Below are 25,938 nucleotides of genomic sequence, written 5' to 3'. Positions count from 1 at the left end.
ATTTATCACCTTATCACGCTATTCTATCCGTACACTTATCATCCTACCCACTTGAAGAGTCGGTTCCAACGGATCTTACCATCAAACCATCCGCGGTCTTTATCGAGCGACAGCCATACGACGATCGGTTTGCCTACTACGTGGTCTTCGGGCACGAATCCCCAATAACGGGAATCGGCGGAATTATGACGGTTGTCACCCATCATCCAATAATAGTCCATCTTGAAGGTATATTGATCGGTCTTTTCACCGTTGATGTAGATACCGTCCGGTTTCACTTCGAGCTTGTTGCCTTCGTAGGCTACGATACAACGCTCATAGATAGGCAGATTGTCTTCTGTGAGGGTAATGGTAGCTCCTTTGGCAGGAATCCAGATCGGACCGTAATTGTTGCGGTTCCATTTGGTATAAAGATTGAGCGGATACATCTGTCCGGCATAATCTTCGGGTTCCATTACTATTTTGCTGATTAGCTTTTTGTTGCCCAAAAGCGTTTCATACATCTTCTTGGTTAGCGGGAAATGATATACCGGATTCAGTTTGCCCTGTGCATTCCGGCTGTCCAGTCCCATTTCCAGCAATCCGCTTTCCCAGCCGGAGTCTTCTATCAGCATGGTGTCGTCCTTGCTGATACCTAGTTCACGAAGCATATCTTCGGGAATGTACGGACCGGTGGTCTGTACGAAATAGTTGAATTGCAGGTTTTCGGGGTTCTCAATCGCTTTACCGTCAATCATCACTTGTCCGTTGACAATCTGGAGCGTATCACCGGGAAGACCTACACAACGTTTAACGTAATTCTCTCTGCGGTCTACAGGACGCCAGAGGACTTCCCCGTAAGTACGTGGATTATTTAAAATCTGTTTCCGTCCGGCAGCGTAGTACAGGTCGTATACGGCACGCTGCTGTGCACGAGTTAAGCTGTCCATATCGATCCGTTTGGAATAGATACGTTGTCCTTCACCGTAAGCCAGCGTGTAAAAATCTGTAGTCTGTTGGTAGTTGACCGCTACCGTGTCACCTGCCGGAAAATTGAATACGACAATATCGTTCAACTTCACTTTGCCGAATCCCGGCACTCGTTTATATTTCCACTGTGGCCATTCTATGTATGATTTAGAGTTGAAGACGGGCAGTGTATGTTGTGCCAACGGCATAGAAAGCGGTGTATTCGGCACACGAGGACCGTAGCTCATCTTGCTTACGTACAGAAAATCGCCTACCAGCAATGATTTCTCCAACGAGGAGGAGGGAATCTGGTAGTTCTGGAAGATGTAGATATTGACGAAGTAAACGGCGACCAGTGCGAAAACAATGGCGTCTATCCAGCTCATCACGCTGCGGACAACCGGATTCTTCGACTTTTTCCAGAAAGACCAAGGTACTTTCTTTGTGATATAAATATCGAAAATGAAAGGAACAACAATCAATCCCCACCAACTCCGTACCCAGATAAGGAAGGCAAGATAAAGAAGAATAGCAATGGCGCATTTAATCCATTGTGCGCGTGTGGCTTGTCTCATAATGGTATATATTTGAACTAGGTTCTGAAATCTTAATCGTTCAAGAATGGAAATAAATCACTCATGCCCAAGAATCCTTCGTGCTGGGCTGTATATTCGGCTGCCAATACAGCTCCGAGTACAAAACCTCCACGGCTTTTTGCATCGTGTGTGAGGGTAATGCTGTCCACATCCGATTCGTACCGGATGGTGTGCAGACCGAACACTTCTCCTTCACGGATGGAAGCGATGGGAAGTTCGTTCGGAGCGCAGTCGTTGGTTCCGCTAATGCTCCCGTCCGGTGCGGCGAATGTTCCTTTCACCCATTTGTCCTTGCGGTCCATATTCTGTAAGATACCTTCCGCCAGAGTGATGGCTGTTCCGCTCGGAGCGTCCAGTTTGTGAATATGATGCGTCTCGCTCATCGTCACGTCATAATTGGGGAACTGATTCATGATCTTAGCCAGATACTTATTGACAGCCGAGAAGATGGTAACTCCCAGACTGAAGTTGGACGACCAGAAAAGGGTCTTTCCACCTTCCGTACAAAGCTTTTTGATTTCTTCGCCATGTTCGGTCATCCATCCGGTGCTGCCTGATACCAGCTTCACATCGGCTTTGAAGGCTTTCATATAATTACTGTAAGCTACCATCGGATTGGTAAACTCAATGGCTACGTCAGCCGATTTGAATGCTTCCGATTCGAAGTCTTCCTGATTATTGATGTCGATGATACAGACAATTTCATGTCCGCGACTACGGGCTACCTTTTCTATCTCCTTGCCCATCTTTCCGTAACCGATCAATGCTATTTTCATTGTTTTCTGACTTATATTCAAAATAATAGTTGCAAAGATAGGATTTTTATTACATTTGCAGTGCACATTAACGTCTTGTTAACATGGAACATCTTCTCCACTACGTGTGGAAACATAAATTATTTCCTCTGAAAGTACTGCAAACCACTGAAGGCTTACCGGTAGAAGTGATTGATTCCGGTCTGCAAAATCCCAATGCCGGTCCTGACTTTTTTAATGCGAAACTAAAAATTGACGGTACGCTATGGGTGGGAAATATAGAAATACATATACACTCTTCGGATTGGCTCCGTCACGGTCACGATAAGGATAAAGCATACGATTCGGTCATTCTTCATGTGGTCGGTGAGGCGGATATGGAGGTAACCCGCACGGACGGCGGGCGAATTCCGCAATTAATATTGACTTGTCCTGAAAATGTGCAGTCTCACTATCATGAGCTCTGTGTAGCCGATCAGTATCCGGCTTGTTATCCTATCCTCGCCTCTCTTCCCAAACTTACCGTCCATTCTTGGCTGACAGCTTTGCAAACGGAACGTTTGGAACAAAAAGCCCGCTTGATAACGGAGCGCCTTAAGCATTGCAATCATAATTGGGAGGATGCCTTCTTCGTCACTCTTGCCCGCAATTTCGGTTTCGGCTTGAATGGAGACGCTTTTGAAACGTGGGCAGGAATGTTGCCTTTCCGTGCGATAGATAAACATCGCAATGATTTGTTCCAGATAGAGGCTTTCTTTTACGGCTTGGCAGGATTGTTGGAAGATTCGTTTCTTAAAAAAGGGCAGGAGGATGAGTATAGTCTACGTCTTATCAAGGAGTTCCGTTACTTGCAGCGGAAGTTTGAATTCACCCAAGTGATGAATGCTACTCTTTGGCGTTTTCTCCGACTTCGTCCCGAAAACTTTCCTACTGTTCGTCTGGCTCAGTTGGCCTACCTTTATCAAAGAGGGGGTAAGCTGTTCTCGCGGTTGCTGGAAGCAGGGACACTGGCGGAGGTGAGGACACTTCTTGAGGTCGGCACTTCTTCTTATTGGGAAAGTCATTATCTGTTCGGCCGGACTTCCTCGCAAAAGAAGAAAACGATGGGAGAACGGTCAAAAGACCTGATTATTATCAATACTGTAGTTCCTTTTCTTTATACCTACGGACTGCATAAGGCAGACGAGGGAATGTGCGAACGTGCCGGACGCTTTCTGGAAGAATTGAAAGCGGAAGACAATCATATTATCCGTTCGTGGAGTGCGGCAGGTCTTCCGGTGGTCAGTGCGGCGGACAGTCAGGCGTTGATACAGTTGCAGAAAGAGTATTGCGACCGGAGAAAATGCCTGTATTGCCGTTTTGGTTATGAATATTTGCGGCACAAATAATCAAGATATCAAACTAGTCATTATCTTTGCAGTGTCAATCAAACTCTTAATTTATATCGTGTTATGAGAGCTGAAAAGTTTGTATACTGCTTGCTGATGATAGTGTTGTTTGCTGGTATTCCCACCGGTAAGGCGGTGGCGCAATCCGGTGAGGACTTCAAACCGTTTTTGGATAAGTTTACTTCCAGTGCAGCATTCCAGTACACTCGCATTAAGTTCCCGTTGAAAACTCCGATTACCTTATTGGCGGATGATGGTGAAACAGAGAAGACATTCCCTTTTACTAAGGAAAAATGGCCTTTATTGGATAGCGAGACAATGAAAGAAGAACGTATCGCGCAAGAAGAGGGGGGAATTTATGTTTCCAAATTCACATTGAACGAGCCTGATCGCAAAGTGTTTGAAGCCGGTTATGAGGAATCGGAAGTCGACTTGCGTGTCGAATTCCAGCTCTTGTCTGATGGAAAATGGTATGTAGTAGATTGTTATACAGGATGGTACGGCTACGACCTGCCTATTGCTGAATTGAAACAGACGATACAACAAGTAAAGGAAGAGAATGCAGCTTTCAAGGAAATACATCCCTAGCGAATAGCCGGTAGGAACTTTGTTTATGGCGTCCCTACATAATACCCCAGTTCGGACTCTTTTCCGTCCACCATCTCTTTGACAATACCGTTTTTGGCATTGAACTCTTGGAAGAGTTCCTCATAGTCACGTGTATAGTCGGCGTCCGGTACTACATTGACATCAAAGGTCAATTCCGCTTTCCCGTTGGGAAGCATATTCCCGAAAATCCGGATGCGGTGAACAACCTCGCCTATATTTTTAATACTGTTGTAGGTTGCCTTGAATTGTCTGATACCCTCTTCCGGAATGATGATATGTGAACTTTTATCCAGAATGATACAGCCACAAGAAGGCTGGATATCCGAAATGACCAGAGGAGCGTCACCGGTGTTGGTGATTGTGAACATGATATCTAGTTGTTGCCCTTGTTTGATAGAATAATAGTGCCTTACCGAGTCTTTTATGACCATAGTTGTAGGACGTACTTTCTTCTTACACCCTGAGAGGAAGAAGGGTAATACTGTTAATAAGAGGATATAAAGTACCGATTTGTTCATAGTGGATGTTTTATGTTAGGGGTTACCTTATTTTTACTTTTTATGGAACGAATGCGATTTCATCTATACCGATCTGGGCTCTTGGCTTTTTAGCTCCCATGACCTTTATACTTACCAGTTCTGCCCTGTTCAAATCTATCGGAGTGGTTATTTTTACTAATTCGCCCTTTTCAACGGAATCATCCGTCTCCAGATTGATTGTCTTATAGATTGCTCCGTCCTTCGATATTTCGATTTGCCGGGGAGGGTAGAAACGATGTCTGGGAAGATTCAAGAAACTGATATAAATGTTTCCTGTCTTATTGATACCTTTTACAGGCAGACTGATTTCATATTTTTCTTTCGGAAGAGTTGTCCAGCCGCAATGATAATTGCCGGGTAAACCGTGCGTGCTGTCTGTGAGTCTCTTCAACCCATCTTTGTCCGTTGGGGGAGTTGAAGAAGGCATGATTCCGAGAAATAAGTTCTTTTTAATGTCGGAAGCAAGTATATACTGTTCCCATTCTTTTATATAGTAGTCGATTTCATCGGCCGATTCATTATAGTACTCCATCCCCGTGAAAGCATGATGTTCTTTGAGTTGGGTAAGCCATTTCCGCACTTGCGGAGTCGGTTGGATTTGTTTTCCGTTTCGTTGGGCATATCCGTAAGGATCATAACTGTGGTTGCGTCCCATCTCCAGACGTGTATAAGACAAGGCTGTCTGGAGTTCATGGAGCTTTTTACGCTCTTTCCCTTTCGCATCGGAAACATAATCGCCCATTTCATCATAGAATTTGATAAACTTTTCCGGATTGAGGAATGACTGCTCCAATTCTGCAATACCGGCATAGATACCTAACTTCTTACCGGACTGGACGCTGTTTTCCAAGTTAATGTAATAGTCGTACAGCCATTTCTTTGATAGGGGGTACTCTTGATTGAAATAGTCTCTGACCAGTTCCTCAACGGGAAGTTCCGGGTTGATGAGAAGTGCCGACAGTGCAAAAGTCCTCATTGCATCGAAAGAAGAATAGCTGTATCCGCTTCCGTTGAAGAAAATGCCACTGGCTCCGTTCTGCTTGAAGAACCGGAGTCTCTGCTGGGCTATCTTCAATATGGGGAAAGGTGTCAGATAGTCATCGAAGTTGTTGATGTAATCCCATATATAAATGTTCTTCGTAACTTTCTTCCATTGATTCAGCTGTTGCATAAACTTTTTTTCCTGTGCATTCTTGCCGTCTATCCGTCGGAGTGGAAAGTCTATGGCGCTGACAATGATACCTGCATTGGACGGCAACTGTTTGTCCGTAACCTGCTTGGTGCTCAGATAGGATATGGTAAAAAAGGAATGTTTAGGAAAGCGTTGCGACAGCCGGAGTAACAGTTCTGTGACGGCAGGTGTTGCGTTCTTCTCCGTATTTCCCATCGCTGTGCAACTGGCGCAAGTACAGGCGTACGGAGTATCATCCGGAGCAATGACAAAACGAGAACTTCCCTTTTCACCGATATTATCTACGATATAGCTTTCAATTTGCCGATACATCTCTTCGGAAGAGAAACAAAGTTGTGAGTCGTCTGTCTTACCGTGGATGGTAGCATATACCTTATCTACATTGTCTCCTAATACTTTTCTCAGGTTGTGTCCCCATATACCCCAACTGTCGTCAAAGTTATTGAGTCCCATTACTCCCGTATAATCGGGATTCAGACCGGAAGGGGAATAGATACTTTGATAATCAAAAGCAAACGTACCGCAAGTATCTGTCAGATTGATGATGGCGGGAGGAAGGTCGGAACCGTCGATACGCGGGTCTTCCTTGCTTATCTTTTTTATCAATTGGTATTGCAGCCACAACATTTGTCTGTCATCGGCTGCTGTGAGTTCTATTTCCGATCCTTTGATGGCGATCCTGAACCCTTCCTGCAAGGTCGGATCTATGCGTATGATAACACGCCACATTTCCTTCTCTGATACCCCGAAAGCGACCATTTCATCGTCATTTGCACGCTTTTTGAGGTGCTCGTACAGGTATTTGGCCCATCGGGTATCTTTGTCCGTCGGGTCTTCGCCGATTGTGATGAGGTAGCCTTCCTTGGAGGCAAATATCTCGGTGCGCGCCTGCATATGGCAGCCGGATAAAAGGCAGCAAACGCATATCATTCCTGCCAGTAGGGGGCATAGCTTATCAGAATGAAATATAAATCTGTGCATAGATATTATATAGGTTTTTATAGCGTGTCGATACCGTTTCTATTCGATGGATCGGATCCGTTCCCCGCACTGTATTCGTCTGGTTATAATAGGTATTCCAAGTCCCCATCAGGCCGATGGTAATGTTGGGACTGACCATATATTGGCCTCCCAAACCTACCATTGTGTTGGTATGTGAGAAGGAACCGGGCAACGCATAGTCTAATACGGCCGTTTCCGGTGCCGAACCGATACTTGCCATGGCATTGATATTTGTCTTTCCATCGCTGGCAGGGAAATATTTCGCACCGACCTGCGCATTGTAATAGAATTTGGAGTTAAAGAAATGAAGGTCGAGTTTGGCATTAAGCCGGACCTCTTCGATGGTCTTGGCTACCTCTCCGCCAACGGTGAGCAGGTTTGTTTTCGACTCATCCCATCCGGTGAATATGTATCCGTTTTCTCCGTTACTGCCGGCAAAGAATTCGTTATTCCACTCATAATGCTTGTTGTAGGCAGTTACCCGTCTGTAGCCGACATGTCCCGCTATTTCCCAATCATTCTTGAGATAATGGCGCAATGCTACATCGGCAGTAATGTCCGGGAAGTATTTGGTGGCAAAAGCGGCATTGATCGTAGTGCTCCATTTCGGTGAGAAGTGATGCGTCCATTCGCCTTGTACCTGAATGCCGACTCCGCCCGGTGTCTGTTCCTCCGCCTCCATATTATCGCTTGCCGATCCGCTTCTTCCAGCATAGTTGATACGTCCGGTATAAGTATTTTCCCGGTTTTTACGGGTATATTCGGCTGTGGCGACAGAGGTGATAATATCCTCTTCACCATAGCGGGCACGCAGATAAGTCAGGGCTATCTCATTTTTAAGCGTCATGCTTCGTAAGCCCGATAAATGCCGTTGGAAAGAGCGATATTCCATGATTGAAGGCTCGTAGAACTTCTGATAATAGTATGCGGAATCAGCTTGTCTGTTAGCCTCATACACCACTCCCTTTGTGTATTTCAAAGATTTGTTCTGACTGTCGAAAAGTAACGCTGTGTCAAGCACCGCAAGGGCTTGCTCAGGTTCTTTCGCTTTTGTCAGTTGCAAAGCGCGGTATTCACTGCTTTGCGAGAAAGCGCCTATAATCTCCTTATTACTCGGATATTTATTGAGTATCGGCTTCAAGAATTCTAGCGAAGCTTCGTATTTTTTGTCACGGTCCAATACGGTAGCCCTTTTGGCTTGATAGAATGGCTCTTCCGGATAGAAATTGATACCTTGTGCCGTATATTTCTCGAATTCATCGTATTTTCCCAATAATCCAGACGAGTTGATGGCATAGCGTAGTCCTAAATCACTCGATGGATTCAGGCTGACGAGTTTGACGGCTTCATCGTATGCTTTCTGCGTAGCCCCCGCTTCCATACATTTCTTGATGTAAGGAATTGCCAGTTCCTCGTATCCTATCACGTAGAAAATGCGCATATCCTCATCACTCTGTTCGATGGCAGACAGATAAAGTTGCAGAGCTTCTTCTGTTTTATCCATTTTATCGAGGATAAATGCCCTTTTCAACGTGCCGTTTTCGTAATCGGGGAAATGAAGTGTGATGGTATCCAATGTGGCGAGCGCTTCGTTGTAACGCTTCATATTGATATAGCAACTCAGTGCTTTTTCCCATGCGGCACCGTTTACTTCGTTGTCTATATGCCTTTGTGAAACGAATAATACATGAGGCAATGCCTCCGAATACAGGCCGAGTTCCATAAGTCTTTCGGCTTTTTTCATGTGAAGGGAAGACATGGCCAAAGTAATATCGTAATCATCGGGATACATATCATACAGCTTCTTTAAAGCCGAGTAAGCGAGATCGTCCTCATTCATTTGACGATAAAGCATATATTCCTTATACAAGATTCCCTTGTCTGTGTTACCGTATTGTTTCTTCGCCTCTCTGATATAGAAGAGCGCGTCATCGGTGTATCCTCTTGTCACGGAGGTATTCAGCAGATAATCCAATGCTTCCTTATCCTTGTTTCCGCCTTCATAAGCCATTCCGTAGAGTACATAAGGATCCCGTTGCTTTTCGGAGCGGGCGGCTTCCAGCAACAGATTGTTATACATACGCCGTATTGCCGGACTGTTATTTCTTCTCATCTGTTCCTGTACAAATACCAATGCTTCCGGAAAACGTGCCAATTCACCGAGAATTCCGGCTCTTTTGATGATAAGTGCGGAACTTCCGGGAATAGCCGCCAATCCATTGGATGACCATCCTAAAGCGGCTTCCCGGTTACCTTTCTGCAAATGCAGGTTGATAATGTCCAGATAAAACTCTTCATTATCGGGAGATATCTTGATGAGCTCGGTCAGTCTTTCGATTGCTTCCTTCCGGTTACCGCCTTTTTTCATCTGGCGATATCCCATTTCCAGACTATATACATAATCCTTCCGTAAAATGGTATCGTTCGGATAAATCTGATTGATACGTCTCAGCAAACGGTCGGCTTCCACATCGTTGTTCTGTTTGCGGTACAACTCAATCTTTCTGCGCCACAATCCGCGCCAATACGGATTTACTTCCAGCAACTCATTTACATAGCAAATCGCACTGGAGTAATTTTCTGTGATGTCTTCGACATCCACCAGTAAATGTTTGGCATTGACATTATTATAATTATCCTCCACCGCTTTGACAAGATGATAACGAGACTGATCGTAGTCTTTCTCATGGAACCAGTATTTACCCATGAGCCATTGAAGATCGGAGACTTTCGGGTATTTCTGAAGTCCTTCATCCAACAGTGCTTTCCCCGCTTCCCACTCTTCATTGGCAAAATGCTCTTGTATGATCTGGGCATATTGCTCCGGCGTCTGGAAACCTTTGTCGCTTCCGATGGAAGAGGTTATCAGCAGGAGCAAACAAGCTAATATGGTGATCTTATGGAGAAATACTCTGTTCATCTTATCTTGTTATTTATACATTCTTATATTGTTGCGGGTTCAGGATTGACTTTGGTATCTTCCTCATTGGCATTTCCTGTCTTCTGTTTGAATCCTGTCCGTTCCATCTTCTTCCACTTGAAGTCTCTCTTGGTCAAATAACTGAGGTATCCCCTTAGGGAACAGAATGTAATGATGGGATGATAGAAAATCGGTTCCAATATGGAGGCAATGATAATCCATAAATATTCGTATCCTCTTTTATAAAGCATTCCGACGTAGTAATCGTAAGTGATAACCACGATGGACAGGAATTGGCAGAATACGTAAATGGTCAGGTAAATCATCCATGCCGTATTCCAGTTGACAGCCCCTGTGAAAGCCAGGTAAATGAAAACGCTGAATCCTGTAACCTCAATGATGGGTGCCAAGAATTCAAAGATAAACATATAAGGTAGGGTTAACAGCCCCATTTGTTTATAGGTTTTTTTGAAAATCATCTTGTGATGGACGCTCAATGTCTGGAATAATCCCCGTGCCCAACGGGTACGTTGGCGGTAAAGCATTGCCAGGTTGGGAGGTCCTTCCGTCCAACAGCAGGTGTCCGGTATCTGCACTATCTTGTAAGGCCGGGAGAAGTCGCACATATATCCTACCATGCGGGTAATCATGTCCATGTCTTCCGCAAAGGAAGTGCCGTCATAACCTCCGGCCGCAATAGCTACGGAACGGTCAAAAAGCCCGAATCCACCGGATACATTCGGCATCCCATTGATGGCTGACCATCCCATCTTACCTATCAGATAGGAACGCATATATTCCAAATTCTGGAAAAGCGGAATAGGGGTACGCGGAGTCTTGACATCAACAATCTGCCCGTCCTTCACTACGCAACCGTTAGCCATCAGCATAGTTCCGCTCACGGCAATCACTTGTTTGTCAGAAGATATGATCGGTGAAATACAACGATACAATGCATACTTCTCCAGAATACAGTCCACATCTGTACAGATAAAATAAGGATAGGAAGAGGCGTTGATACCTGCGTTGGAAGCGTCCGCTTTCGTTCCTCCGTTCTCTTTATCGACAACGATGAGGCGGCTGTATTTCGGATTTGTAGACTTCAGAAGCCTTTTGAACGGTTTGGTCTTGATTCGTTCGATGTATGCGTATGGTACTTCTATCAGTTCATAATATTCGGTAATTTTCTCCAAAGTCTTGTCCGTGCTACCGTCATTCACGATAATAACTTCGAAAACTGGATATTCGAGGGCAAGCATCGAGTTAACATTATCGATAATAGTCTTTTCTTCGTTGTAGGCAGGGGCAATGACCGAAACACCCGGTGTATAGGGAGATTCTTTGATAATTTTCCGTACATAACTTTCCACATAGTAGTCTTTTCTCCGTTTCAAAGAAATGAAAGAGAGGAAAGCGAATACGATAAAAGATATCGCCAGCATACTCGTATAAAAGAATACGAAATAATTGAAGAAGGTAAATAGTATATCTTTCATATTCTTTTTATATTAACTGGTTAATAAGCGGGTGTTTTGTATGAGCGAATAAGATCGCTGTATGAGAATCGGCTTTTCTCTCCAATTGTTCGAATGTTTTCCTGCCCATAGCACTGTAATCGTAAAGGGCTTTCAGAATCACTCGCTTTGTTCCCCAATTGTCAGCGTCATCGTAAGCATTGTACAGGAATCCTAAAGCCTTATCAGTTTTCAAGTCTGCAATAGCTGTGATAATCTGCCGTTTGACTTCTTCGGGCTGCACATTGTACATCTCAATTAGCTTCGGTTCTACCTCTTTGTACTTAAGTTTACCTAACGTCTTTATTGCCTCGCTTCGTATTTCTACAGAACGGGCATTGATTTGCTTGGCGAGAGTCGGAGCACTTTCTGTTTCATTATAAAGTCTGATTTCATTAATGAAGAATATCTTCACATTTTCTTCAGCCGAAGTATTTACCCATTTAATGAAACTAGGCGTATTGTAGCCTACTTTCCGGCGGTGTTCGAGGATAGCATGTAATTCCATCATATCCCATTGCCTTAGCTTCATGCTGATGTCTTCATCGAAGAAACGGAACGGGTTTCCCTGACTTAGCCACATATATGTATAGCGTGCCGAATTCCTTAGCTCTATTTTGCGGTGATAAAGGAAACGCACCAATACTGCTTCAGAGGCATATCCATTGATGGATTGAATGATTTTCAGGGCTTGTATCTTGGCTCTCTTAGCTCCGAATTGAAGTTCATGTTCGAGGAAACGGGTTATTTGGAATACAGTTTGTATTGAATGGTAGTTCACTTCATTGATTTCATTCTCATGTGCAGTCTTTATCTCGGTCAGCAGTTGAGTAATGATACGAAGCTCGTTGGGTTTAGGACGCTTTTTGGTATCATACTTCAGTCTGTCAGCTATCTCTTCGTCACTTATTGTGCTGGAATCTAAAGAGATAGATAGCATATCTTCATAGTATTTGTCATAAGCCTTTTGGTATCTACGTTTTTCTTTCTTTCTGTTGAATATACCATATATGATATGTAATAAAAGAAATAGGTACGCAATGATGCAGAACATTACAGCAATCGAACATATTCTTATTATTAAAGGATAGCCAATAAACTTGTAATATATCCAATAGAAATAATATTCTATGTAATCTATGCCATATAATACTTGCTCCATTTCTTTTGATATATTTAGCCAAAAAAAACTTGTATATTCAAAGCGATATTCTTATATTTGTTGTATGGAATATCTTGTCTTATGCAAATATAAGAAATAACTTGTATATATTATCCATCGCCGATGAACAAGGCTTTTGCGGTAAGTTTATGGCTACTTGTTATTTTCGATGGAAAGGGTAAAAATTAAAGATAAACAAGGCTGTTATATGATTTAATGTTAAGTATTTTTGTGATTGGTTAACAAAAGAGGCTCGCTTATGGATGGCATAAAGCGTGGTTTCAATTGAGAAAAGGAAGATGAACAGTTATTAAATTTGAGAATTATGATGAAAATTAGAAGTTTGATGTATGTCCTTATGGGAACATTTACCATTGTTGCCTGTACAAACAGTGACAATGAAGCAACAACGGGAGATAGTTCTACGGACAAGATCTCTACGGGATTTGACTGGGCGACAAGCCGTACAGTCTCGGTATCTATAACATCGGCTAACAAGACACTTATTTCTTTATATTCTGATGCGGAATGTAAAATTCCTTTGTTGGAGAATGCTCTTGTAGAAGGTGAAACAACTGTGGATTTGAATATTCCGATGCATTCTCAGACTGTATATGCTAAATATGCTGCTATGTCAGGTCCCCAAGTACGGACAATTAATTTGAAAGCGGTTACTCGGGCAGATGGTTCTATTAATTTGGAGGATGCAGTAGCGCCAACAAGTGAAGAGGATGCGGGTTTTCGTTTTTATCATAACACAGGAGTTGCTATGTTTGAAGACAACTGGCCGAAGCAATCTAATGGTCCTGACAACGATTTGAATGATGTTGTCATCGAGTATGACCTAAAGGTTACCGAATGCCAAGTAGAAAACTTGTTACCTGCACATGGCTATAAAGAAGGGCTTTTGCTTACTTTGGATCTTCGTGCCAAAGGAGGATATTATCCGACAAAGTTGGGTGTGGAGTTGATTGGACTTGATAAGAAGTATATTAATGAGATTACTTCTCGTATTCTTTGGAAAGGCGGACAAGGTATGGAAGAAGAAATGGTCAGAGAAGAAACTGGGGGTGATTTTGTAGAGGTAAATATGAATACTTATAAACTGACTGTCGATGCAAAGACAGGTAATCCGGTGATTATGTTGGATGGATTGTCCGCACTTGGTGATAAACAGAATTTCTTTCAAACAACAGAAGGTTATATTGTCATAGGAAAACCGATGTTACGTGCTGAAATTAAGTTTGCCGGTAAGAATCGTTCTGAAATTACTGATAATGAAGGGAAAAATCAACTGGAAGCTTATAGAAATTTGATTTTGGATACAAAAAAACAAAATTTCTTTATTGTGACGAATGATAATACAGAGATTCACATGAAAGGATATGAGCCAACCCGTTTCTATACAAATTATGATGTTGATGCAGCAAAAGCTGATGTTGAAATGATAAATGGTATTCCATATTGTAATAAGAACGGTTTCGTTTGGGGGGTAAAAGTACCTGTGGGTGTGAAGCATACATACGAAAGAGTGCCTTTTGCCGAAGCTTATCCTCAGTTTACTGAATGGGCACAAAGTAATGGAGCTCAGAATAAAGATTGGTATTTGGCACCATTATATGGAAAAGTAGTAGAAGCTTGGTAATACAAATGCATACCCAATACGTTATTTGAGGTATTTTGTACAATTTGAACCCCTCTTTTTTCGAAAAGAGGGGTTTCTTTGTATCCGAAAGAATGATCTTTAAACTAATACCATAAATAATGAAGCGATTTTTTATTAGCTACAGTCTGATTACTTTTCTTCTTTTGGATAGTGTGGTGCTTTTTGCGCAACATACTAGCTCTTTTGTAAAACAGTGGAAAATAGAAGATGAATCCCATGCTTTACAGATAATAGAACATGCCGATACATTGGAACTGATTGTACCGGGTGGGTTGACTCTATGGTCCTCACAGCGTCTGACGGGTGATTATGAAATCAGTTACCATATCTGTATGGTGATGAAAGGGGGAAGGCACGATCGTCTGAGTGATTTGAATTGCTTTTGGGCTGCCAATGATCCTAAACATCCCGACGATCTTTTTGCTCGCAGCCAGTGGCGCAACGGTGTCTTTAAGAACTATAATACATTGAACCTTTTTTACGTTGGATACGGGGGAAATGATAATTCTACCACCCGTTTTCGACGTTACAGAGGAGAATATTATGGTATTGCAGATGATAAAGTCAAACCGTTATTGAAGGAGTATACTGATACGCCGCATTTGCTTGTACCCAATAAATGGTATGAAATCCGGATTCGGGTAGAAAAAGGAATGACTACTTACGCGGTGAATGGTGAAGAATTATTCCGCTATACCCTCACCGGAAACGAAGGAGACGGACATTTCGGCCTGCGCCTTTTGCAAAACCACGTGTTGTTTACCGGCTTTAAAGTGACTTCTTTTTGAGACTGTTTATACCGCATATAGAAACCTAAATAAGATATAAATACCCATGATGAAACAACTCTTTACCAGATTACGGGTGATTACCCTATTTTCATTTTTGTATTCAGCATTTCTTCATGCGCAAGTCGTGACCGACGAGCGGATGTTCTCTTTTGAGGAATCGAAGATTCCGGATTACATAACAGGTGTCAATTCGCAACTCTCTATTTCCGATACACATTATAAAGACGGAAAACATTCGCTGAAATGGGTCTTTGAGCCTGGAGGGGTATTGGAATTGAAGAAGGATTTAAAGTTTGAAAAGAAAGATCCGACGGGTAAAGATTTATATCTTTCTGCTTTTATAATATGGGTGTACAATGAGGAGCCTCAGGACGCAACAATTGAGTTTGAGTTTTTGAAAGATGGCAAGAAATGTACTTCGTTTCCTTTCGGAATCAATTTCAGCGGTTGGCGTGCTGCATGGGTTTGCTACGAACGGGATATGCAGGGTACTCCGGAAGAAGGGATGAATGAGCTTCGTATTGTTGCTCCGAATGAAAAAGGAAGCCTTTTCATCGATCATTTGATCACTGCGACGAAGGTGGATGCCCGTCAGCAAACAGCCGACTTACAAGTTCCTTTTGTCAATGCCGGAACTAATAATCATTGGTTGGTTGTCTATAAACATTCATTGTTGCAGCCGGATATCGAACTGACTCCGGTGAGCGAGGCGCAAAAGAAAGAGATGAAGTTGCTGGAGAAGCGTTTCCGTGACATGAACTATACAAAAGGTAAAGTATCGGATAAAGAGATACAGACCATCCGCAAGAAATATGATTTCTATCAGATTACCTATAAGAATGGCAAGGTTTCGGGGGTACCTATTTTTATGGTACGTGCTTCGGAAGCTTATGAACGCATTATACCGAATTGGGACAAAGATATGCTGACCAAGATGGGTGTGGAGATGCGTGCTTATTTCGACTTGATGAAGAGAATTGCTGTTGCCTATAATAATAGTACGGCGAATCCGGAAGTTCAGAATGAAATGAAGGAGAAATTCCTGGCAATGTATGACCATATTACCGATCAGGGAGTGACGTACGGTAGTTGTTGGGGAAATATTCATCATTACGGGTATAGTGTCCGTGGTCTGTATCTGGCTTATTTTCTGATGAAGGATGTGTTGCGTGAGGCTGGTAAATTGCAGGAAGCCGAACGTACCTTGCGTTGGTATGCCATCACTAATGAAGTATATCCGAAGCCGGAAAGTAACGGTATTGATATGGATTCATTCAATACACAGACTACCGGCCGTATAGCAAGCATTCTGATGATGGAAGATACTCCTGAAAAGTTACAATACTTGCGGTCATTTTCCCGTTGGATAGATTACGGGTGTCGTCCGGCTCCGGGATTGGCCGGTTCGTTTAAGGTGGATGGCGCTGCTTTTCATCATCGCAACCTTTATCCGGCTTATGCCGTCGGTGGTTTGGATGGGGCGACTAATATGATTTATCTTCTCAACCGGACAGAGTTTGCTGTCTCTGAGCTGGCGCATGAAACAGTGAGGAATGTGCTACTTGCCATGCGTTTTTATTGCAATAAGCTGAACTTCCCATTGGCTTTGTCCGGGCGTCATCCCGATGGAAAGGGGAAATTGGTGCCGATGCATTATGCAATGATGGCTATGGCGGGAACTCCCGATGGAAAGGCGGAATTTGACGAAGAAATGGCAGCCGCTTATTTGCGCTTGGTGTCCGGTGCTTCTTCCGATGGCCAAGAACCGGAGTATATGCCGAAGGTATCCAATGCACAAGAGAAAAAGATTGCAAAGCGGCTCGTAGAGAAAGGTTTCCGGCCCGAACCTGATCCGCAGGGAAATCTGGCGCTGGGGTATGGTTGTGCCTCTGTGCAACGTCGCAGTAACTGGTCGGCAGTGGCTCGCGGACATTCCCGCTATCTTTGGGCGGCCGAGCATTATTTGGGACGTAATCTCTATGGCCGTTACTTTGCACATGGAAGTTTGCAGATTCTTACCGCAGCTCCGGGACAGATTGTGACTCCTGCTACTAGCGGATGGCAACAGGAAGGTTTCGACTGGAACCGTATTCCGGGTGTGACTTCCATTCATCTTCCCCTCGAACAGTTGAAAGCGAAAGTTATGAATGTGGACAGGTTCTCCGGTATGGAAGAGATGCTCTATTCCGATGAGGCTTTTGCCGGCGGACTGTCACAACAGAAAGAGAATGGGAACTTCGGTATGAAGTTGCATGAACATGATAAGTATAACGGAACTCACCGGGCACGTAAATCCTTCCATTTCATCGGTGAAACAATCGTTTGTCTAGGATCGGATATTGAAAACGCCAATGCGGAATATCCTACTGAAACCACTATATTCCAATTGGCGGTAACCGACAAAGCAGGACATGATTATTGGAAAGGTTATCAAGGTGAAGGTGAATTATGGATGGATCATTTCGGAACCGGATATTATGTACCTGTTACGGCTCGTTTTGAGAAGAAGTTCCCGCAACATTCCCGTATGCAGGATACCGGTAAGGAGACGAAAGGGGATTGGGTATCATTGGTTGTCGATCATGGAAAAGCCCCTAAAGGTGGAAGTTATGAGTATGCTGTTCTTCCGCAGACAAGTACGGCTACCTTACAAGCGTTCGCCAAGAAGCCTGCATATAAAGTTCTCCAACAAGACCGTAATGCCCACATCGTACAGTCTTTATCGGACAATATCTATTCTTATGTACTGTTTGAAACTCCACAAGCGTTGCTTCCCGGCGGATTATTGCAACGGACAGATACTTCGTGTCTGGTTATGATTCGCAAAGAATCTCCGGAAAAGATGTTGTTGACCGTATCGCAACCGGATTTGGCATTGTATCGCGGTGCAAGCGACGAGGCTTTTGATAAAGACGGAAAGCGGGTAGAGCGCAGTATCTATTCCCGCCCGTGGATTGATAACGAGAGTGGTGAGATTCCGGTAACTGTAACGTTGAAAGGACAGTGGAATATAAAGGAAACTCCGTTCTGTAAAGTACTCTCCGTTGACAAGAAACAAACAGTACTCCGCTTCACTTGCAAAGATGGTGCAAGTCTTGAAGTCATGCTGGAGAAGCGATAGTTCCCTACATTGAAAACTTTGGTTTCCTGCCTTGCAACTTTAGTTTCAAGCGCATGAAACTGAAGTTTCTTACCGATGAAACCAAAGTTTCCGCGTATGGAAACTAAAGTTTCTAACGACTGAAACTGTATAGTTCCTTCCGCATAAGATTGACTGTAATAAGCTGGCAACGTGTGACAGCAGTTCCTTCTGTCACATTGCCATCACACACTGCTGTCACAGTCTTACGGGTTTATTATCAATGATTTATCCCCTTTTATGTGACGGATGACAGCAGATGGATGAGTTTAACTTTATGAGAGAGGTTAGAACATGAACATGGCAACCGCTACGATACGGTTATTGCATACAGCATGCGCATTTTTAATTTTCCCGTTCATTGGGTTGAGAGAACCATACCATGCTGTGCTTAACGTATACTCCAGTCCGAATTTCCAGTGAGGAACATTATAAGTCAGTTCTGCACCCGCCGTTACCAATTGGTCGAGATTTGTACCTGTTCCGTAAAGTTGTGCTTTTCCATTCGGAGCATATAATTCGTCGCTTGTTCCCAAGTTCTTGGCGTATCCGACGAAAATTCCCGGTTTCCACTTCTTTCCATAGACAAGGTTGAACCACGAGCTGGAAACACGAATTGGAGTGTACTTCTGTTCTCCTGTACGTTCATCGATAGATTCGATACCGAATCCACCGAGTCCGGAAGCCTGTGTAAGGTTGGAGCCCAAAACGCTTTTGGCTCCGATAAACCAATCTTTATTGGTATATTTCATGTGAGCCTCATAGGATAAAGTAGTGATTCGTTCGTCTACTTTGAATCTCTTCCCATTTCCACCGATAGCTTCCTTTCGTGGTTTCATTGATAGCATTTCGATTCCCGCACCAATCAGGAATCCTCCGTTTTTATAATCGGCTCCTACGTAAATTTCCGGAATACAGCCGTTTTTCAAGTATTCGTGGCTCTTTTTACTCTTGGTGGGGTTATCTAAATCGATACCTTGCGAGGTATATTGGGATTGCCATACGGCAGCTCCTGTCAGTTGGAAGTTCTTATTAGTATAGCGGTAACGAATTTGTGGTGCACGGCTGAATGGCTGAAAAGGTGCTCCGACAGAAAGATTCAGAATCTGCGGAGAAACATCTCCAAATAGTGGATGCCAAGTTTGACCGAGCAATAAGGCCGATTTTCCCCAATCCAGATTGAGATAAGCATGGCGCAGGCGGACTACCGAATAAGAAGTACCGGTACCCCGAAAGTCGGCTTCTATTTTGGCGGAAGTCTTGGCTGTCCCCAGTTTAGGACCGGCCACGTCTACTCCCAGACGTGAATATAAAGTATAGAAGTTGCTGCTTGGCGTTCCATTCAAGTCATTCCCGTCTTCGTCACGTACTTTATCTTTCGGATACATATAAAATAATCCGTCTACGGTTTCTTCATTGGCGCGACTGTTGTAGTAGAGGTCGGTGCGAATCTGTCCGTAAAATTTAAACTTGAAGTCCTTTATTTGAGCAAAACTGCCCGATACCATCATCAGGCAAAGAAAGATTAGAATGTATTTTTTCATCATGTGTTTGTTTATAGACGGGCGCAAAATTACAAAAAATAACCGTCAATTAACTTATCGTTGACCAAAAAAGCTAAGAACGGCTTGGTTGTACTTCTGGAATGTGCCGCTTTTATGGATTGCTTTTAGCAATTTCCGGTCTGCTTCAGGTGCCAGGTATTCCCAGAAGGTTTTCATTTTATTGAGCAGTTGCCCTTCCCCTCCTTCCAATTGTGCGGCATATTGGCTGTATACGGATGTGTGCATGGAGTGTAGCTTGTTTCTCATTTCATCGGCGGATAGTGTACGGTTCTCTTTGTATTCCAGTGCCAATGCCGGATTGGCTAGTAATCCCCGTCCGATCATTACTCCCGCCAGCATGGGAAACTGCTCTTGGATGCGCAGGATATCTTCCCGTCTTTTTATATCACCGTTATAAATAAGCGGATGTTTGCAAACGCTTTGAAAAGCGGCAAAGCCTTCGAGGTCTACGTCTCCTTTATATTGCTGTTTGCCCAAGCGGGGATGCATCGTTACCTGTCTTAGAGGAAGGTCGTTTAATAGGGGAGCGATGGCGAGACACTCCTCCGGATTTTCCCAGCCTAATCTCATTTTTACGGAAAAGCGGATTTGCGGGTACTTTACGACTATACCTAATAATGTCTTGACCTCTTCCGGATAAGGAAGTATTCCCGAGCCGTTATGCCGTTTGGCTAAAATAGGGAAAGGACATCCCAGATTGATGTCTGCTTCGCCATATCCTTTTTCAATGAAAAGGGAAAGAATGGTCTCCGCTTTTTCTGCGGACGGAGCAATCAACTGAGGAACTAAATGCGGCACATGATTGTTTGCGAAATCAATCTCTCTGATATCTTTATTCCTGAAACTTTCCTTCTCAATTCGTACAAACGGGGTATAATAAGTGTCTATACCACCGAAAACGGCAGCATGCGCATTGCGGTAAAATGCTTCTGTATAGCCTTGTAGTGGGGCGAAATGAATGGGTAGCTGTTGCATAATGCTCTTTTTGCACAAAGATATATCGAATATCTTTGATATGTATGTTTTTGTACCATAATTGAATAATTTTGGTTGGTAAAATTGTGGATGTATCTTTAAATTTGCGCATTGACTAATCTAATTTTAAATGTAAAACGAATAGTATGCAAACCGAATTCCAATTTAAGTTATCATGGAAGAGAGGTCTCAGTGTGTTACTGTTAACCTTATTTTCATTCTCTCTTGCTGTGGCCCAAGTACTAGTACGGGGTACTGTCATCGATCAAACAGGAGAATCGGTTCCTGGTGCAAGCATCCAAGTAAAAGGAGGCACACAAGGTACGACTTCCGATCTCGACGGTAAATTCTCACTTAATGTTCCCAACAAGAAGTCTGTTCTTGTTATCTCTTTTATCGGATACACGACGCAGGAGTTGCCGGTTGATGTATCGAAACCTATGTCTGTTGTATTGAAAGAAGATACAAAAACGTTGGACGAAGTTGTTGTCGTTGGTTATCAGGAGGTCAAGAAGAAAGACCTGACCGGTGCTGTGGCAAAGGTAAATATGGAAGATTTGCTTAAAACCCCTTCCTCTTCATTCGATCAGACATTGGGAGGACGTATCGCCGGAGTAAATGTGAGTTCAGGCGAAGGTATGCCGGGTGGAACGATGAATATCGTTATCCGTGGTAATAACTCCTTGACTCAAGACAACTCTCCGTTGTATGTCATTGATGGTTTCCCTGTAGAAGATCCGGCTATCGCAGCTACTATTAACCCCTCCGATGTAGAATCAGTAGATGTGCTGAAGGATGCTTCGGCTACGGCTATTTATGGAGCACGTGGTGCTAACGGTGTTGTAATCATGACTACAAAGAAAGGTAAGATTGGAAAGCCGCAGCTTAAGTACGATGGAAGTTTCGGTGTGCAAAAAGTTACCAATACGATTCCTATGATGGATGCCTACGAGTTTGTAAAGTTGCAGAACGAAATGTTTCCGGCAGATACTAAGAAAAACTATCTGAAAGAATATGAAGGTAAGCAATGGACATTGGAAGATTATCGCAATGTTGCACAATATGACTGGCAGGATGAAATTTTCCGTACCGCTTGGCAGCAGAGTCATAACGTCAGTTTGATGGGAGGAACGGAAGGCGTCCGTTATAATGCTTCCGCTTCTTATTTTGACCAGGACGGTATCGTGCTGAACTCAAACTACAAACGCTTCCAGACACGTATGAATACGGTAGTCCGTCGCGGTAAACTGAATATGAGCATAACAGCCAACTATTCACGTGCTATCCAGACAGGTAGTTCTACCTCTTTATATTCATCCAGTGGTATGAATAACTTGTTTTATAGTGTATGGGGATATCGTCCTGTGACTGAACCGGATGTTCCATTGAGCACATTGATGGATAACGCACTCGATTCATCGGTAGAGCCGACGAATGACTATCGTTTCAATCCGATTATGTCATTAAAGAATGAATACCGTAAGAATTATACGAACAATCTTCAGTTGAACGGATTTGTGGAATATGAATTCATTAAAGGTCTGAAGTTGAAAGTGTCGGGAGGCTATACATACGACGCCCGTAACAATGATACCTTCAATAACTCGAAGACACGTTACGGTAGCCCTATTTCTACAGATAAGGTAAATGCTCAGGTGGTTCGCAATCAACGGCTGACTTGGTTGAACGAGAATGTCTTGACTTATCAGACTAATATAAAGAAGAAACACTTCTTTAATTCTTTGCTGGGTGTTACCTTGCAGAATTCGGATTATGAATACTACTCTTTCAAAACAACCAACATCCCGAATGAATCGATGGGAATGGCAGGTATGAGTGAAGGTATTCCCGCTACTACAAGCTCGGAGAAGTCTTCATGGTCTATGATGTCTTATTTGGGGCGTGTGAATTATAATTATAAATCGAAGTACTATGCGACAGCGTCTTTCCGTGTCGATGGTTCTTCTAAGTTTGCTAAAAAGAACCGTTACGGTTTCTTCCCTTCAGGCTCTTTGGCATGGAACTTTACTGAAGAAGATTTCATGAGCAAATATAAATCCGTCATCTCTAGCGGTAAGTTGCGTGCAAGCTGGGGGTTGACAGGTAACAACCGTGTAGGCGAGTATGAAACGTATGCTTTATTGAAAATGTTGAAGGCAACTTCAAATAATGTTCAGACAGGTGTATATCCGTTTGAGAATAACCTGAACAGTATCGGTATGGTGCCTATCTCCTTGTTAAATAAGGATCTGAAATGGGAAACAACAGAACAATGGAATGTCGGTTTGGATCTGGGCTTCTTTAACGAACGCATCGGGATCAATGTTGACTGGTATATGAAGACTACCCGTGACCTGCTGTTGGATGCCGATTTGTCTTACACGACAGGCTTCAAGAGTGCAATGAAAAATGTGGGTAAAGTACGTAACTCGGGTGTGGAATTTACTTTGAATACAGTAAACATCCAGAAAAACGGTTTTAAATGGAGTACTAACTTCAATATTGCATTCAATAAGAATGAGGTGCTGGAGCTGGCTGAAAACCAGACATCATTGCTGACTGCCGCTTATTTCGACCAGGCCTACAATACGCAACCTACTTATATTGCCAAGAAGGGTTATTCAATGGGTATGATGTACGGTTATCAGTATGAAGGTACTTATAAATACGAGGATTTCTACAAATCAGGTGATACGTATGTGTTGCGTCCGGGTGTTCCTTACTTCTCCAGCGAAAGTAATACACAGCCGGGTATGCCGAAATATAAAGATCTGAATGGTGATGGTGTGATAGATACCAACGACCGTACGATGATCGGACGTGGCTTACCTATTCATACGGGTGGTTTCACGAATGATTTCGAGTACAAAGGATTCGACTTGAGTATTTTCTTCCAATGGTCTTATGGAAACGATATTTTGAATGCCAACCGTTTGTTCTTTGAAAACGTGAACAACTCACGTAATTTGAACCAATATGCAAGTTATGCCAACCGTTGGACTCCGGAAAATCCGTATAGTGATATTCCGGTTGCCAAGAACTCAAGTTCTAATAAAGTGGTTTCTTCGCGTGTGATTGAAGACGGTTCTTTCCTACGTCTGAAAACTCTGACATTAGGTTATACTTTGCCGAAGAAAGTAATTAAGAAGTGGGGAATCGGCAATGCCCGTGTATATGTGGCAGGGCAGAATCTTTGGACAATCTCCGGCTATTCCGGTTATGATCCTGAAGTGTCTATCCGTAACGGTGCTTTAACGCCGGGACTTGACTACTCTGCTTATCCGAGAGCTTATGCAATCAACTTCGGAGTCAATTTAGGATTTTAATATTATTTGATCAGATAATAGATATAAATAAGAATTTATGAAAACGATAAAAATAACATTCCTTTCTTTGGTAGCCGCATGTACGATGGCCTCATGTGACTTTTTGGAAAAGGAGCCTTATAAGATTACTCCGGAAAATTACTTCCAAAATGAAACGGAAGTTTCCAATTTCCTGACCGGTATTTATGCAAATCTATCGCAGACCTCTTTTTATGGTAATGATTACATGGTTCTTGCAGGCGGTGACGACTTGGAATTTTATGGCGGGTCTACCGGACGTATTTCTAATACAGGTTTGATTTGTAACAATACGACAACCAGTGACGCTGCTGTTACACAGTTCTGGGCGGATTTGTATAGTGGTATCGAACGTGCGAATATGCTACTTGAACATATTGACAATGTACCGAGTATGAGTGCGGAAAAAACAGCCCAATATAAATCGGAGGCTCGTTTCCTGCGTGCATTCTATTACTTTAATCTGGTTCAATGTTGGGGAGATGTTCCTTTGAAATTGGAATCTACTTATTCATCCGGTACTGTAACTGACAAAGATATTGCCCGTACCGACAAAAATGTGATTTATAAGTTTATAGTGAAAGAGATGGAAGAGGCAGCCGATGAAGGTTTACTTTCAGCCAAAGATCTGGGATATAAGCCTAATCGTATTTCAAAGTCTGCCGCATGGGGAATTTTGGCGCGTGTCTATTTGTTTTGGGCAGGTGAGCATAATCGTGATGACCAACCGGAACCTGCGGAAGCGAAATCTTACTTTGAACGTGCCAGTCATTTCGGACAGTTGGTAATGGGTGAGGGACATGAACTTGCAGAAGATTATTGGGATGCATTTATTGATATGTGTTCAGATAAGTACAATACATCTGGTTCTAATGAAAGCATTTGGGAGGTAGAATTTGCAGGTGACGGTACAGGTGATGTTCGTTCTGAAGGACGTATTGGTAATACAATCGGGCTTCAATGTGCAGACTTTTCTTCTCAATCTAGTTTGGTTGGAAAGGCTGATCCGGGATACTCTTACGGATTCTTGTGGGCTACACCGAAGCTTTATGATTTGTATACAAGAAATAATGATAAAGAACGTTTCACTTGGAACATAGCACCTTTTACGTATCGTGCGCTTGATTCGGATGCAGATAAGGATATTAAAGGTAAAACCGGTATTGTAGGGAGAACTTTTGAGAACCAGGAATTGTATGAATTAGTAACAGGATCTGGATGGTATGGCGAGAAATCTTATGATTATGATGGAGCGGACGAAGGTAAGGAATTCGTTAATAAAGGAAGTCAAAGAGGAGATGTTTATAAGAAAGCTGTTGCACCAGAAGAAGTAAGAAAGGATTTATGTTGTGCGAAGTTCCGTCGTGAATATGAGCCTGCTGCCAAAAGAAATAAGAATCTCACTTCTATTAACTTTCCTATTCTTCGTTATTCAGATGTGTTGCTGATGGTTGCCGAAGCGGAAAATGAATATTGGGGATATCCGACAGATTTGGCAAAAGAATGTCTTCGAGATGTACGTATACGTGCAGGAATATCAGATAATACAAATGATCTTAATTCGCAGAACGCTTTCCGTAATGCTATAAAAGATGAACGTGCTATGGAATTATGTTTTGAATTTACTCGTCGCTTTGACTTAATTCGTTGGGGAGAATTTGTGGATAAGATGAATGAACAAGTAGATTTGGCGTTAAGTGGAATAAATTGGAATCAAGGTTCTCAGGTTGCACCATTTTTCCGTGTGACTTCTGCTTATCAGTATTTTCCGATTCCGGATGCGGAAAAAGCTGTGAACAAACTTATTACAGGTAATAATCCCGGTTGGTAATC

Annotated in this window: 16 protein-coding genes; 7 read left to right on the top strand and 9 right to left on the bottom strand. The window is 43.0% G+C overall.

What is annotated here, in order from left to right; genetic code table 11:
- Positions 1-38: 38 nt before the first annotated feature.
- Positions 39-1,523: a S26 family signal peptidase gene (locus tag BACFIN_RS15515; protein WP_007749831.1), complete on the bottom strand. Its 1,485-nt coding sequence runs from the start codon at positions 1,521-1,523 to the stop codon at positions 39-41.
- 32 nt (positions 1,524-1,555) lie between these two features.
- A complete protein-coding gene (dapB, locus tag BACFIN_RS15520) occupies positions 1,556-2,320 on the bottom strand; it encodes a 4-hydroxy-tetrahydrodipicolinate reductase (protein WP_007749829.1) in 765 nt (254 codons plus the stop codon).
- A gap of 83 nt (positions 2,321-2,403) precedes the next feature.
- Here dapB and BACFIN_RS15525 point away from each other — a divergent pair, with 83 nt between their 5' ends.
- Both BACFIN_RS15525 and BACFIN_RS15530 read left to right on the top strand, forming a co-directional pair.
- Positions 2,404-3,687: a DUF2851 family protein gene (locus BACFIN_RS15525; protein ID WP_007749828.1), complete on the top strand. Its 1,284-nt coding sequence runs from the start codon at positions 2,404-2,406 to the stop codon at positions 3,685-3,687.
- 63 nt (positions 3,688-3,750) lie between these two features.
- Positions 3,751-4,275: a hypothetical protein gene (locus BACFIN_RS15530; protein WP_007749826.1), complete on the top strand. Its 525-nt coding sequence runs from the start codon at positions 3,751-3,753 to the stop codon at positions 4,273-4,275.
- A 23-nt stretch (positions 4,276-4,298) separates the two neighbouring features.
- Here BACFIN_RS15530 and BACFIN_RS15535 read toward each other — a convergent pair whose 3' ends face one another.
- The 5 genes from BACFIN_RS15535 to BACFIN_RS15555 are packed head-to-tail and all read right to left on the bottom strand — an operon-like array spanning position 4,299 to position 12,625.
- Positions 4,299-4,814: a DUF1573 domain-containing protein gene (locus BACFIN_RS15535; protein ID WP_007749824.1), complete on the bottom strand. Its 516-nt coding sequence runs from the start codon at positions 4,812-4,814 to the stop codon at positions 4,299-4,301.
- A gap of 40 nt (positions 4,815-4,854) precedes the next feature.
- A complete protein-coding gene (locus BACFIN_RS15540; protein WP_032839306.1) occupies positions 4,855-7,008 on the bottom strand; it encodes a DUF4838 domain-containing protein in 2,154 nt (717 codons plus the stop codon).
- Entirely contained in the window at positions 6,983-9,949 is a 2,967-nt protein-coding gene (locus tag BACFIN_RS15545; RefSeq protein ID WP_007749817.1) for a hypothetical protein, read from the bottom strand. Before BACFIN_RS15545 ends, BACFIN_RS15540 begins: the two co-directional genes overlap by 26 nt.
- 23 nt (positions 9,950-9,972) lie before the next feature.
- Positions 9,973-11,445 (bottom strand): glycosyltransferase family 2 protein, encoded by a 1,473-nt coding sequence (locus BACFIN_RS15550; RefSeq protein WP_007749815.1) that lies wholly within the window; start codon positions 11,443-11,445, stop codon positions 9,973-9,975.
- A 7-nt stretch (positions 11,446-11,452) separates the two neighbouring features.
- Positions 11,453-12,625 (bottom strand): HEAT repeat domain-containing protein, encoded by a 1,173-nt coding sequence (locus BACFIN_RS15555; protein ID WP_007749811.1) that lies wholly within the window; start codon positions 12,623-12,625, stop codon positions 11,453-11,455.
- A 325-nt stretch (positions 12,626-12,950) separates the two neighbouring features.
- Here BACFIN_RS15555 and BACFIN_RS15560 point away from each other — a divergent pair, with 325 nt between their 5' ends.
- The 3 genes from BACFIN_RS15560 to BACFIN_RS15570 all read left to right on the top strand — a co-directional run bounded on the left by BACFIN_RS15560 (position 12,951) and on the right by BACFIN_RS15570 (position 18,203).
- Positions 12,951-14,270 carry a DUF4842 domain-containing protein gene (locus BACFIN_RS15560; RefSeq protein WP_007749804.1) on the top strand — a complete coding sequence of 440 codons (1,320 nt, stop codon included), beginning with the start codon at positions 12,951-12,953 and terminating at the stop codon, positions 14,268-14,270.
- Between the two features lie 116 nt (positions 14,271-14,386).
- Positions 14,387-15,079, top strand: coding sequence for a DUF6250 domain-containing protein (locus tag BACFIN_RS15565; RefSeq protein ID WP_172676218.1), 693 nt, complete (start codon positions 14,387-14,389; stop codon positions 15,077-15,079).
- 46 nt (positions 15,080-15,125) lie between these two features.
- A complete protein-coding gene (locus tag BACFIN_RS15570) occupies positions 15,126-18,203 on the top strand; it encodes a chondroitinase family polysaccharide lyase (protein WP_007749801.1) in 3,078 nt (1,025 codons plus the stop codon).
- 305 nt (positions 18,204-18,508) lie between these two features.
- Here BACFIN_RS15570 and BACFIN_RS15575 read toward each other — a convergent pair whose 3' ends face one another.
- On the bottom strand, positions 18,509-19,765 hold the full coding sequence (locus BACFIN_RS15575; RefSeq protein WP_032839304.1) for a DcaP family trimeric outer membrane transporter: 1,257 nt from the start codon (positions 19,763-19,765) through the stop codon (positions 18,509-18,511).
- A 54-nt stretch (positions 19,766-19,819) separates the two neighbouring features.
- Entirely contained in the window at positions 19,820-20,764 is a 945-nt protein-coding gene (locus BACFIN_RS15580; RefSeq protein WP_032839352.1) for a tRNA-dihydrouridine synthase family protein, read from the bottom strand.
- Between the two features lie 143 nt (positions 20,765-20,907).
- On the opposite strand from BACFIN_RS15580, the gene BACFIN_RS15585 reads away from it, so the two are divergent.
- Positions 20,908-24,087, top strand: a complete 3,180-nt coding sequence (locus BACFIN_RS15585) for a SusC/RagA family TonB-linked outer membrane protein (protein WP_007749794.1) — start codon at positions 20,908-20,910, stop codon at positions 24,085-24,087.
- 37 nt (positions 24,088-24,124) lie between these two features.
- Complete coding sequence (locus BACFIN_RS15590; protein ID WP_007749789.1) at positions 24,125-25,936, top strand: RagB/SusD family nutrient uptake outer membrane protein; 1,812 nt, start codon at positions 24,125-24,127, stop codon at positions 25,934-25,936.
- Positions 25,937-25,938 lie beyond the last annotated feature (2 nt).

This window comes from Bacteroides finegoldii DSM 17565 (assembly GCF_000156195.1).
In the GTDB taxonomy this organism is placed as follows: Bacteria; Bacteroidota; Bacteroidia; order Bacteroidales; family Bacteroidaceae; genus Bacteroides; species Bacteroides finegoldii.
Note: the sequence above shows the minus strand (reverse complement) of the source record. Positions and strands in the feature narration are given on the sequence as shown.

Coding starts and splice junctions, on each gene's coding strand:
- BACFIN_RS15515 (WP_007749831.1), bottom strand. CDS start 1,523: ATGAGACAAGCCACACGCGCACAATGGATTAAATGCGCCATTGCTATT.
- dapB (WP_007749829.1), bottom strand. CDS start 2,320: ATGAAAATAGCATTGATCGGTTACGGAAAGATGGGCAAGGAGATAGAA.
- BACFIN_RS15525 (WP_007749828.1), top strand. CDS start 2,404: ATGGAACATCTTCTCCACTACGTGTGGAAACATAAATTATTTCCTCTG.
- BACFIN_RS15530 (WP_007749826.1), top strand. CDS start 3,751: ATGAGAGCTGAAAAGTTTGTATACTGCTTGCTGATGATAGTGTTGTTT.
- BACFIN_RS15535 (WP_007749824.1), bottom strand. CDS start 4,814: ATGAACAAATCGGTACTTTATATCCTCTTATTAACAGTATTACCCTTC.
- BACFIN_RS15540 (WP_032839306.1), bottom strand. CDS start 7,008: ATGCACAGATTTATATTTCATTCTGATAAGCTATGCCCCCTACTGGCA.
- BACFIN_RS15545 (WP_007749817.1), bottom strand. CDS start 9,949: ATGAACAGAGTATTTCTCCATAAGATCACCATATTAGCTTGTTTGCTC.
- BACFIN_RS15550 (WP_007749815.1), bottom strand. CDS start 11,445: ATGAAAGATATACTATTTACCTTCTTCAATTATTTCGTATTCTTTTAT.
- BACFIN_RS15555 (WP_007749811.1), bottom strand. CDS start 12,625: ATGGAGCAAGTATTATATGGCATAGATTACATAGAATATTATTTCTAT.
- BACFIN_RS15560 (WP_007749804.1), top strand. CDS start 12,951: ATGATGAAAATTAGAAGTTTGATGTATGTCCTTATGGGAACATTTACC.
- BACFIN_RS15570 (WP_007749801.1), top strand. CDS start 15,126: ATGATGAAACAACTCTTTACCAGATTACGGGTGATTACCCTATTTTCA.
- BACFIN_RS15575 (WP_032839304.1), bottom strand. CDS start 19,765: ATGAAAAAATACATTCTAATCTTTCTTTGCCTGATGATGGTATCGGGC.
- BACFIN_RS15585 (WP_007749794.1), top strand. CDS start 20,908: ATGCAAACCGAATTCCAATTTAAGTTATCATGGAAGAGAGGTCTCAGT.
- BACFIN_RS15590 (WP_007749789.1), top strand. CDS start 24,125: ATGAAAACGATAAAAATAACATTCCTTTCTTTGGTAGCCGCATGTACG.